Here is a 12,063-nt window from a genome sequence, read left to right on the forward strand (position 1 = left end):
TCACATTTATCAATGATATTATTGTGCCATCAATTTAGATTTTTTGCCATTAATTTGGAACTATTACACCAACATGCTGCTGAGCAGGACTAGGCTGCACCACTGCTAAATTCTCATAGCTTGCACTTGGGTCAACGAGCGACTGTAGATGGTCGCAAACTGCTTTTAGACTCTGAGCAGCTAGTATCGTTACGCCATCAACGCGGCTGGCCTCACGACCATTATCAATCGGCACGATCAGTTGCGGTGTTGTCGGCGGCGAGTTATTTGAGTTATTTGAATTATTTTGTCCTTGGTCACTCGCTGTTAACTGCGACAATGCTAATGCCAATTTCTCAGCTTTGATTGCTCGTGCGACTGCCAAACTACCAGTTACTTGTCGCAATTGACCATTGAGCGCTAATTCGCCAATAAATTCAAATCCTGATAGCACCTCTGGCTCAAGCTGTCCGCTTGCTGCCAGTATACCAATAGCAATTGGTAAGTCTAAACGCGCGCCATCTTTAGGCAAATCAGCAGGGGCTAAATTGATCGTGAGGCGGCGATTAGGAAACTGGAAACCTGAATTGAGAATGGCGGAGCGCACCCTGTCTTTACTCTCACGCACGGCGGCCTCAGGTAGCCCAACGATGGTCAATGCAGGCAGTCCTTGCGATAGATGCACCTCAATGATGACCTTGGGAGCATGCAGACCAACCACCGAACGGGTATAGACTTGGGCAAACGACATCAGCATCTTCCTAATACAGAGTATCATTGATAATAAAGTATTATTTATCAACGCGCAAATGTCGTGTTTTATTGCTGGTGTGGAGAGAATCACCACAACCTCAGCGTCCTTCTGAGGTTTTTTATGTGTAAATGATAGCTCTATTTTAATATTTAAGAATACTCACCGACCACCCCACTGCTAACAAGGATTTGCTATACTAACTACTATACATTTAGCGATACATACTGCTGCCGATGATATATTCAAGCCGTGTTATCAATCAATCTTAAAAGCAAAAAATAAACGCCAAATCCGAAATCATTGATAATATAAAAACCAGCAGTATCTAGAGTAAAAACGAGGAATATCGCATGACAGACTATTCAGAACAGAACACTCAGCAGCCCTACAACCGTGCGGACGAGCCGCCCACGACTGTGCGCCCTGTTATGCAGACTGACAACCCTTATGCTAGTACACGTGGCAGTATTACTAGCAAGCAGCTACCAGCATTTGATGAGGCAATCATCAATAAGTACAATCGCTCAGGGCCACGTTATACCTCTTATCCGACTGCTTTAGAATTTACTCCAATACCGGATAGCTTTGAGGCTATCGGTCTTGAGACAAAAATCCTGCAGAATCGTGAAGGGCGCGCTCCTTTATCGCTATATTTTCATATTCCGTTCTGTCGCCACCTTTGCTACTACTGCGCTTGTAATAAGATTATTACCAAAAAAATAGCGACTCTGGCGATTACTTGCAGTATTTAATCGCTGAAATTACGCATAAGCGCCGCCTGTTATCTACGCCAGAAGGCAGCGACAAACCATTGGTCAAACAGCTACATTTAGGCGGTGGTACGCCAACGTTTTTACGTGACGAAGAGATGGTGCAATTATGGGAGTTTTTACAGACTCAGTTTGAGTTTTTGCCAGAAGACGAAGGTGACTACTCTATCGAAATTGATCCTCGTGAGCTGAGTGAAAACACTCTGAAAATATTGCGTAATCTCGGTTTCAACCGTATCAGCTTAGGTGTGCAAGATTTAGATGAAACTGTGCAAATTGCCGTTAATCGTGTGCATTCCGCAGAGCTTATTGAAAGCGTGCTAACAGAAGCACGTGAGCTTGGTTTTCGCTCTATCAATATTGATTTGATTTATGGTTTACCGCATCAAACGCCTGATACTTTGGACAAAACCGTAAATCGTATCATCGAGATGTCACCAGACCGCCTATCGGTCTTTAACTATGCGCATTTGCCTGAGCGATTTAAAGCCCAACGTCAGATAAAAGATGAAGACTTGCCCAGCCCAGCTGCCAAACTGACGATGCTCGGCAATACTGTCAACACATTGACCGAAGCCGGTTATCAATATATCGGTATCGATCACTTTGCCAAACCTGATGACGAGTTGGCTATCGCCCAGCGTGAGGGTAAATTACATCGTAACTTTCAGGGTTACACCATCATGGGTGATTGTGACTTATTAGGCTTTGGTGTCTCATCAATCAGTCAGATTTCTAATGCCAATACGCGCTATATTTTGCAAAACGATACTGATCTACAGAGCTATCAAGCCAAGATTGATATGGCGAAAATTAATCCAACTGTCATGCCTGCAGTAAAGTACATTAAAACCTCTATTAAGGATCGCTTGCGTGAATATGTCATCATGAACCTGCTGTGTCATGACTATCTCGATTTTAAAGATGTGAATCAAAAATTTGGTATCGATGCCATCACCTACTTTATTAATGAGATTCAGCAGTTGGGCGCTATGCAAGACGACAGACTGATTGATATGGATGCAGCAGGTATGCGCGTCTTACCCAGAGGTCGCTTGCTTGGCCGTAACGTCGCCATGGTATTTGATGAATACTTAGAAAAGAAACACCAAAACCGCTTTTCAAAAGTTATCTAAGCTAGCGAAACTTTAGTCCAATTAATACACATAAAAAAGACCTCAAGCGAGGTCTTTTTTTAATATTGCTATGATTTCTTACACTTTTAATTTATCACCGACCATACCTTTTACAGTGCTTAAGATATCTGCTGGTAATACCACCATTTTGGAGTTATCAGATTCAGCCAACTCTCGTATCGCTTTGATATATTGTTCACCCAGCAAGTATACGATCGGCATCTCTTCCTCGCCCATCGCACTAGTAATCAAACGAATCGACTCTTCAGAACCTCTGGCTAGTACCACCTGCGCTTCAGCATCACGGCGTGAAGCTTCCAAGCGACCATCCGCTTCTAAGATAGCAGCTTGCTTTTGACCATCAGCACGGGTCACGGTCGCACGGCGCAAACGTTCTGCCGCTGCCTGCTCTTCCATGGATGCTTGCATGGTCTGCGAAGGATTAATATCTTGAATCTCTACTGTCTTAAGGGTAATACCCCAATCCGCAATATCTTCTGAAATTGCATGTTTTAGCTTGGTTTTGATCTCGTCACGACTGGACAATGCACTATCAAGATCCATCTCACCAATGATCGAACGCAATGACGTCTGTACTAGATTACGGATACCGTACTCATAATCTTCGATACCATAGACCGCCTTATCAGGACGCACGATATTAATATAAGCGACAGCATTTGCAATAATAACGACGTTGTCACGAGTAATGACTTCTTGTGACGGGATATCGAGTACGATGTCCTTAGTCGTTACTTTATAAGCCACATCATCTACATAAGGGATGATGAGGTTGAGTCCAGGCTCTAGCGTTTGGCTATACTTACCCAGTCTCTGCACTACCCATTTATAACCTTGCGGTACAATACGTACGCCTTTAAACACGGTGAATACCACCAGTGCAATCAATACCACCATGACAATACTAAAGCTTTCCATAACTCATCCCTTATTATTATACCTGCATACTTTTATGCATCGCTGCCTGCGCTTTTGTACTGCTCACAATTAGCTCATTGCCAACGATATCCGTCACGACCACTCTATCACCGATTGCCACCTGCTCCCCTCTCGTACGGCACATCCATTCAGCCGCACCAACGATAGGAACACTAAATCTAACCGTGCCAGCTTTATCTAGCTGCGGTGACACGATAATCATCCCCACTTCACCAACTATGACACTACCGCCTAGCCCAGCTTTTGTACGATCTACTGACAACGGTCTGATAAACTTGAACCAAGCTAGCAAAAACACAGCAGAGAGCACTAACCAGACGATAATCTGAACAGAGACAGCAATAGGCAACAGCCATGATAGCGCTGCAACGATGATGGCAGCGGCACCAAACCACAGACTGGCAAACGTCGGTACAAACATCTCAACGATTAGTAATAAGAAGCCCAATACTAACCAATGCCAAGGTTCAATCATCCAAAGTATCTCCATCCTTGCCACCATTCCTATCTTTATCATTCCAGTTTTTAATGTAGCACATTTTTAAGGATAACAACGCTTTAACGATAATGATATATTACTTATTAGCTACTTATAAATTACCGTCCTAAAAACTTATACGTAAATTTTAAGCAAAAAAAACGACCACTTAAAGTGATCGTTTCTTTATTATAGCTGTTTGCTAAAAGCTTGTTTTCTAAATAATTAGAATTTTAGCTGTGCGCCAACAGTCATAAGGTCTGCATCGCTACCTAGCATGTCGTATTCAGCTTCGACACTGAAATCAGAGTTTACTGCGTAACCAAGACCTACACCACCAGCGATGTTAGTATCGTCGTCTGAGAAATCAGAAGCACCAGCAAAATTAGTATTGTTAGCTTCTACTTCAGTTTTTGCAACACCTAGCTTACCTTTTGCGTATAAGCCGCTGTTTGGGAATGCATAACGGTAAGTACCATAAGCGCCGTATGTCTTAGCATCGATGTCGCCGCCTCTATAGTCAGCATCATCTGAACCTACGTATTCTGCTTCGATACCGAAGTTAGGATCAAAGTTATAACCAGCAGTTACACCGTATGCAGTAGGGTCATCAGCACCATCAACATCTAGATCGAACTGACCAACTTTAGCAGCAACGTATGGCTGACCTGTATAGCCGTTGCCATAGTTAACAGCAGCTTGTGCACCTACAGAAAGTAAAGAACCAGTTGCTAGTGCAAGTATTGTTTTTTGTAGAGTTTTCATTATTAGCTCCTTGAAAGAAATTTGGACAAACAAGTTATTTATTTATATTGGCCTTGTGGCCCTATCGCCTTGTCTGCTAACGATGAATACATAGTAACAAACTATTTCAGACACTCTGTCAGTGTTTAATGGTACGAGAGTTAAGATTTGAAAGCGTTTATCAGTGTATGGGTTACAAATGCTTAGATATGAAACCTTTTGTTACATCCACCCAGTTTATGCAATAATCCGTACTCATTTCATAGTTTTCTTGCTAGACAAATCGGCTAAACATGGCTGATATAACAATAATTAGAGAGAAAAAATGCAAAATTCTATCACTGAGCGTTTGCAAACTGCACTTGCAGACTTAAAAGTAAAGCAGCAGTACCGTCAATTACCAAATCTAAAGCACGATGGACGATATGTCGTTAGTAGAGGTAAAGCCCTGCTTAATATCGCGAGTAATGATTATCTGGGTTTAGGTGGCGATACCGAGATGCAAGCTGAGTTTCTTACTCAAGTGGGACAGCTATCTACTACGCACACTCCTAAAATGAGTGCCACTTCCTCACGCCTACTGACAGGCAACGATATACAGTTAGAAGCTCTAGAAGAAGAGCTGCAAAATTGGTATCACAGCGCCATAGAAAAACAGAGTTTAACCAAATCCAAGTCGGTGCTGGTGTTCAACAGTGGCTATCACGCCAATCTAGGTATCTTGCCAGCATTGACAGCACTGCCCGTCAAGACGCTCATTTTGGCTGACAAGCTAGTACATGCCAGCATTATCGATGGGATGCGCCTGAGCCAAAGTAAACTTGTCACCTATCGTCGTTACCGTCATAACGATTACGAACATTTGGCCAAGTTTATTGAACAAGCAGACGAGACAGTTGAACGTATCATTATTGTCACCGAGAGTATATTTAGTATGGATGGTGACCGTGCTGACTTACTTCAATTAGTACAATTAAAATCCAGAGATGCTCGTATTGAGCTGTATGTCGATGAAGCACATGCTATCGGGATATTAGGCGATACAGGTTTAGGATTGGCAGAAGAGACGCATACGTTGGCTGATATTGACTATTTGGTGGGTACCTTTGGTAAGGCATTTGCTTCAATGGGTGCTTATATAATGTGTGATGAGGTCGTCAAACAGTGGCTGATCAATGCCATGCGTCCACTGATTTTTAGTACCGCACTCCCTCCTATCAATCACGCATGGACACGATTTATCTTAGCAAAAATGCCGACCTTAACTGACCAACGTGCACATCTAGCACAGTTGTCTACCACGCTTAGCCAAGCCATTGACCCACGGCACCGTGTATCGCCAACCTTGCAAGATATAGATTATCAATCTCCTATTATTCCTTATATATTAGGCGATAATGCAAGTACCCTTGCCAAAGCACAACAGTTACAAGCCGCTGGATTTTACGCGCTGCCTATCAGGCCTCCTACTGTGCCTACAAATACTGCTCGCATTCGCTTAGTTATGAATGCCAAACTAACTAACGAAGACTGCGAGCGATTGATACAGCAATTGTAATTTTATCGTTTAACACAAACTTTATTTCTACTATCGATAGATAACTGGCGCACTTGGACATAATGAAGCCTATGACAACACTCGACACAGCTGATGACCTCAGTGTTAGAAAACGAACCATCGCTCGCCACTTTGCCAATGCAAGCGACTATGACCAGCATGCCAGTATCCAGCAGACCGTTTGTCAGTATTTATTAGGCAGTATTGCTCATACCAAGCAAAGTAGCGTGCTAGAAGTGGGTGCCGGTACAGGTCAAATGACGCGCCTACTCGCTGCTCATATTCAAAGCCAGTATTGGCTTATTAATGAGTTATGTAATGAGCAGAGTGCTACATTGCAATCAATACTGCCAACTGCTGACGTAATGATTGGCGATGCTGAAACCATAGATTTAGCAAAAAATTATAGCTTAATAGTCAGTGCTAATGCCGTGCAATGGTTTGATAGTCCGTTGAGTTTCATCACACAATCAGCGCAGCGGTTAAAATCAGGAGGTCAGCTGGTCTTTAGTACTTTTACGCCAAATAACTTTTTGCAAATCAAAACTCTCACTGGCCAAGGACTTCACTATCCAGATATTGATGAATGGCAATTGGCATTAGATAGTGCTTGCTTTAAGAGTATCGAACTCTCAATTCAGCGCTTTGATTTACCATTTCCAACCCCCTACGCTATCTTAAAGCATATGAAACTCACCGGCGTATCGACCAATCAAACACAACAGTCAGCCCATGACACTCAGACTTTTAGATGGACAAAGTCACGTCTACAGCAATTTGAGTCAGACTACTGGCGGTATTTTTCCGCAGAAAATGAAACAGGGCAACCTGTTGTGAATTTAACCTATGAAGTACTGGCAGTGAGCGCCTTTATACCATAGGCGCGCAGCACGCTATGAAAGCAGTAGCTAGGGCATATCATAAATAGAAAAAGTAACAGCCATAAAAAAACGCATCTCGAAAGATGCGTTTTTTAATTTAACTGCTTGTCGATTTGTATCGACTATACCATTTTCAAAAACTTGAGTAGCCGAGAAAACGAGCGTAAGTACTACATTGAGTAGACTAGGCGAGTTTGACGCAGCTCATCGCGTTTTTGGAGTTGATATTATTTTTTGTCTTCGTCTACTTCAGTAAACTCAGCATCAACGACGTCGTCATCAGCCTGGTTGCTTTCTGCTGCGCCTTCAGCACCTTGTTGGAACTGGCTTGGATCCATACCTTCTGCGCCAGCACCGCTATCAGCGTAGATTTTTGGCTGATTGGCAAGAAAGCATTGTCTAATGCTTCAAGCTTTGCTTTAATTTCGTCATGATCGTCTTCTTTCGCTGCCGCTTCAAGCTCAGTGATCGCAGTTTCTACTGTTGATTTTTCTTCATCAGTAACTTTATCTTCTGCTTCTTTCAGTGCTTTTTGTACCGCATGGATACGACCATCTGCTTCGTTACGAACTTGCGCTAGGTTAGCGAATTTCTCATCTTCAGCAGCGTTGGCTTCTGCATCACGAACCATTTGTTCAACTTCTTCATCCGACAAACCAGAATCTGCTTTGATTTGGATGCTTTGTGCTTTACCAGTACCTTTATCGGTTGCTGAGATGTTCATGATACCATCAGCGTTGATGTCAAAAGACACTTCGATTTGCGGTAGGCCACGTGGTGCTGGTGGGATATCCGTCAAGTCAAAACGACCAAGCATTTTGTTTTGGTTAGCGATTTTACGCTCACCTTGATATACCTGAATCGTTACTGCTGGCTGGTTGTCTTCAGCCGTTGAGAATACCTGTGATTTCTTGGTAGGAATCATGGTGTTTTTCTCGATAACTGGCGTCATCACACCGCCCATGGTTTCGATACCTAGGGTCAATGGCGTCACATCAAGTAGCAATACGTCAGTTTTGTCACCAGACAATACCGCACCTTGAATCGCTGCACCAGCTGCAACTGCTTCATCAGGGTTCACGTCTTTACGTGGCTCTTGACCGAAGAAGTCTTGTACTTTTTGTTGTACTAGTGGCATACGAGTCTGACCACCGACCAAGATTACATCGTTAATGTCGCCAATTTTTAGGCCAGCATCTTCAAGTGCAGTCTTACAAGGACCCATTGTACGTTGTACTAGCTCTTCAGTTAGGCTCTCTAGTTTTGAGCGACTGATGGTCACAACCAAATGCTTAGGACCACTGCTATCAGCAGTAATATAAGGCAAGTTCACTTCAGTGCTTTGTGCACTTGATAGCTCAATCTTCGCTTTTTCAGCCGCTTCTTTTAGACGCTGCATCGCAAGAGAGTCACCTTTTAGGTTAACGTCTTGCTCTTTTTTGAATTCAGCCACTAAGAAATCAATCAATGCTGAGTCAAAGTCTTCACCACCTAGGAACGTATCACCGTTGGTTGCTAGTACTTCGAACTGTTGCTCGCCATCGACGTCTGCAATTTCAATGATTGAGATATCGAAAGTACCACCGCCCAAGTCATATACAGCAACAGTGCTATCGCCTTGCTTCTTGTCCATACCATAAGCAAGTGCAGCAGCAGTTGGCTCATTGATGATACGTTTTACATCTAGACCAGCAATTTTACCCGCATCTTTAGTTGCTTGACGCTGTGAGTCATTGAAATAAGCAGGTACAGTTACAACTGCTTCAGTCACGCTCTCACCAAGATAGTCTTCTGCTGTTTTTTCATTTTTTCAAGATTTCAGCAGAAACCTGTGGTGGCGCAAGCTTTTTACCGTTGATTTCTACCCACGCATCGCCGTTGTCTGCTTTAGCAATTTTGTAAGGTACCATGCCAATGTCTTTTTGTACGACTTTGTCATCAAAACGACGACCGATCAAACGCTTGATCGCAAACAAAGTGTTGCTTGGGTTGGTTACTGCTTGACGCTTAGCTGACTGACCAGCAAGCGTTTCGTCATCTTTATAAGCGACGATTGATGGTGTTGTACGAGTACCTTCAGCATTTTCGATGACTTTGACTTTGTCACCTTCCATTACTGCTACACACGAGTTAGTAGTACCTAAATCAATACCAATTACTTTACCCATAATCAATTGCTCCTAATTTGTTTTTAACTATAAATACTTATTTATCCAGACCGTAGTCGGTCACTTGTTGCTATATATCGGTTTACCCATCGTATTTTTCAAGGCGATAATCACGCAAAAACTGTGTTTCATGTCATTTTTTGTGAAAAACCTTCATATTAGTAGGGTTTAGCCCTAAAAATATTACTGACCAACACGAACCATAGCTGGACGTAATAGACGACCGTTTAGGCTATAGCCTTTTTGTAAGACCGTACCAACTGTATCTGCCGCTGCTTCTGGGTCAATACCCACTGCTTCATGGAAGTCAGCGTTGAATTTTTCGCCTTGTGGATCGACCACTTCTACGCCGTTTTTGGTCAATACTGCAACCAATGCTTTGTGCGTTAATTGCACACCCTCAGCGACTGGATCATTGGCATCGGCATTTTCGATAGCGCGCTCTAAGTTGTCAACGATGTCTAACAATTCTTTAGCAAATTTCTGTAGTGCAAACTTTTTGCTCTTATCCGCTTCTTGCTCCATGCGTTTTTGCGCATTGTAAGCTTCAGCATTAGCGCGTGCAGTACCTTCTTTGGCTTGTTTTACTTCGCCTTCTAGCTCAGCGATACGCGCTTTGAAAGTATCAAGGTTGATTTCGTTTTCGATAGTCGTTTCTTCACCTGAATTATTCTGTGGATCAAACTCTTTCATGGTTTCTTCTAAGATACTGTCATTGTGATCAATATTCTCATGTGCCACATTTTGGTCAAGATTTTCGTGGTTCGGGTTTTGCTCGCTCATGATAGCTCCTTGGAATTTCAATAATGAAGATTAAGAGACGGCACAGTAGACCGAATAATTACTAGTCCTACTATGCCATTATTAAATGCTCGATGATTCTAACTCATTGTTTTTTTAATACGCTTCAATAGCTGCTTGATAAAGGTGATAAGGACAAATTTCAAGCCTAGAGCAAAGGAATTTTTACCATTTATGACAAATATTCGTGAAGTGTCATTAATACGATACATCTAACGTTTTTGTCCTATGTCAATAAATCTCAATATTTGCTCACAAAAAGAACAAAAAACCGCTATTTATTCCAATTGCTTTACGCTTATTAATCAAGCTATTACCAAACGATACCCTATTACTCTGCTAGCTATTTTATCATTGCTATAAATATTATCGCCTACACTCAAATGCACGCTAAAAATCATTTATGAGAGCTGTTATGTCTAATTCAAAAAATTTATCTATCAATACTTTGCTTAATAAAGCATTGATGACATTGCACTTAGCGTCAAAAGAAAATCCAGTGTCAAAAGAATCATCAAATCAAGATGCGAAAGCGTATGACTCATTAGAAAAACGTTTGAGCGTTAAAGAGAAAATACTCGCTTATAACCCTGTGGCAAACTATCAGCCGCATACATTGCATTACGCAATGAAAAGTCTCGGCTACTTACCAGACCCTATTTTGGAAGGCGCGATTGGTTATCTTAAAGGCCCTAATTCAAAACAGTATCTGCATGCAAACGCTCATCTACGTCTCATCCTTGCAGTAAATAGTTACCTCAAAACGCCGTTAGAACTAACCCCAATGCCGGAATTGCGTGAGAGATTTACTGCTGATGCGGTAGCCATGCAATCACCTAGAGTATGGCAGCAAGCCAATACGACTATGCTAGGCAATATAAAGCCCTTCACTAAAAAGGTGATTCACCTGTTAGCTGGAAAGATGAAATGATTGCCAATGCTGATGATGGCGACATGACTGTCCGTTGTTATAAAGGAGGCGGCAAAAAATCTGGTTTTAGAAGAAAACGTATCCATAATCCCGACGAAACAGTCATGCTGTTTTTTCATGGTGGCGGGTTCTGCATTGGTGATGTCGATACACATCATGAGTTCTGTCATGCGGTCTGTGAGCAGACTGGCTGGTCCGTGGTTAGTGTCGATTATCGCTTAGCGCCTGAATGTCCCGCTCCAGCAGCATTAAAAGACTGTATCACCGCATATGCTTGGTTGGTTGATCACTGTCACACATTGGGCGCATTACCCTCTCGTATCGTCTTGGCTGGTGATAGCGCAGGTGGTGGTTTATCAACTTTGATTGCGCAGCAACTGACCGCACCGAGCAAAAGCGCATGGGCAGACCTAGGCATAGATGGTCAGAAAATGTTTAGTCTATTAGAAAAACTACCTGAACCTCTAGCGCAGATGCCTTTGTACCCAGTCACTGATATTGAAACAGATTATCCTAGTTGGGAGCTATATGGTGAGGGTCTACTATTAGATCATGCTGATGTAGCAGTATTTGATGCTGCTTGTTTGGAGAACAGTCCGCTGCCTCGCTTACACATACTGAACTCACCTATGTTGGGTGATAATAGTAAAGTCTGCCCAACTTACATTGTAGCTTCTGAGCTCGATGTATTACGTGATGAGGCATTTGCTTATGCAAAGCAGCTGAAAGGTTACGGCGTTGCTGTAGAGACCTATACTGTGCTTGGTGCACCGCATGGCTTTATTCACTTTATGAGTGTTCACCAATGCCTTGGACAAGAGACAAACAATATCATTCTTGGGTTTAGCAGCTTTGTACGTGAGATCATCAGTACACAATCGCGGTTAGCTGCATAGACCGCTT

The 12,063-nt window shown here is 42.6% G+C and carries 8 protein-coding genes and 3 pseudogenes; 5 read left to right on the plus strand and 6 right to left on the minus strand.

Annotated elements, in window-relative coordinates:
- Nucleotides 1–106: 106 nt before the first annotated feature.
- A pseudogene (locus ACOBWA_RS15170) lies at nt 107–730 on the minus strand (magnesium chelatase domain-containing protein); the annotation flags it as partial.
- Between the two features lie 431 nt (nt 731–1,161).
- Here ACOBWA_RS15170 and hemN point away from each other — a divergent pair.
- Nucleotides 1,162–2,639 (plus strand): annotated as a pseudogene (hemN, locus tag ACOBWA_RS15175) (oxygen-independent coproporphyrinogen III oxidase).
- A gap of 78 nt (nt 2,640–2,717) precedes the next feature.
- Here hemN and ACOBWA_RS15180 read toward each other — a convergent pair.
- The 3 genes from ACOBWA_RS15180 to ACOBWA_RS15190 form a co-directional block, all read right to left on the minus strand.
- The gene (locus tag ACOBWA_RS15180) at nt 2,718–3,578 is read right to left on the minus strand and encodes an SPFH domain-containing protein (RefSeq protein ID WP_057762202.1); all 861 of its coding nucleotides are present in this window, start codon (nt 3,576–3,578) and stop codon (nt 2,718–2,720) included.
- A gap of 16 nt (nt 3,579–3,594) precedes the next feature.
- Nucleotides 3,595–4,074 (minus strand): NfeD family protein, encoded by a 480-nt coding sequence (locus ACOBWA_RS15185; RefSeq protein WP_102078338.1) that lies wholly within the window; start codon nt 4,072–4,074, stop codon nt 3,595–3,597.
- Nucleotides 4,075–4,302: 228 nt separating this feature from the next.
- On the minus strand, nt 4,303–4,842 hold the full coding sequence (locus ACOBWA_RS15190) for a porin family protein (protein WP_201547565.1): 540 nt from the start codon (nt 4,840–4,842) through the stop codon (nt 4,303–4,305).
- A 304-nt stretch (nt 4,843–5,146) separates the two neighbouring features.
- Between ACOBWA_RS15190 and ACOBWA_RS15195 the strand changes: the two genes are divergently transcribed.
- Nucleotides 5,147–6,379 carry an 8-amino-7-oxononanoate synthase gene (locus ACOBWA_RS15195; protein ID WP_420229829.1) on the plus strand — a complete coding sequence of 411 codons (1,233 nt, stop codon included), beginning with the start codon at nt 5,147–5,149 and terminating at the stop codon, nt 6,377–6,379.
- Nucleotides 6,380–6,450: 71 nt separating this feature from the next.
- Nucleotides 6,451–7,260, plus strand: a complete 810-nt coding sequence (locus ACOBWA_RS15200; protein WP_420229830.1) for a methyltransferase domain-containing protein — start codon at nt 6,451–6,453, stop codon at nt 7,258–7,260.
- A 227-nt stretch (nt 7,261–7,487) separates the two neighbouring features.
- Here ACOBWA_RS15200 and dnaK read toward each other — a convergent pair.
- A pseudogene (gene dnaK, locus ACOBWA_RS15205) lies at nt 7,488–9,428 on the minus strand (molecular chaperone DnaK).
- Between the two features lie 183 nt (nt 9,429–9,611).
- Nucleotides 9,612–10,211, minus strand: a complete 600-nt coding sequence (gene grpE, locus ACOBWA_RS15210; RefSeq protein ID WP_057762215.1) for a nucleotide exchange factor GrpE — start codon at nt 10,209–10,211, stop codon at nt 9,612–9,614.
- Between the two features lie 433 nt (nt 10,212–10,644).
- Here grpE and ACOBWA_RS15215 point away from each other — a divergent pair, with 433 nt between their 5' ends.
- Together ACOBWA_RS15215 and ACOBWA_RS15220 are read left to right on the plus strand one after the other, a co-directional pair.
- Nucleotides 10,645–11,160: a hypothetical protein gene (locus tag ACOBWA_RS15215; protein WP_420229831.1), complete on the plus strand. Its 516-nt coding sequence runs from the start codon at nt 10,645–10,647 to the stop codon at nt 11,158–11,160.
- Entirely contained in the window at nt 11,157–12,056 is a 900-nt protein-coding gene (locus ACOBWA_RS15220) for an alpha/beta hydrolase (protein WP_420229832.1), read from the plus strand. The genes ACOBWA_RS15215 and ACOBWA_RS15220 overlap by 4 nt, the downstream gene beginning before the upstream one ends.
- The last annotated feature ends 7 nt before the right edge of the window (nt 12,057–12,063 follow it).

It is taken from the genome of Psychrobacter sp. ER1 (assembly GCF_048631835.1).
Taxonomy (GTDB): domain Bacteria; phylum Pseudomonadota; class Gammaproteobacteria; order Pseudomonadales; family Moraxellaceae; genus Psychrobacter.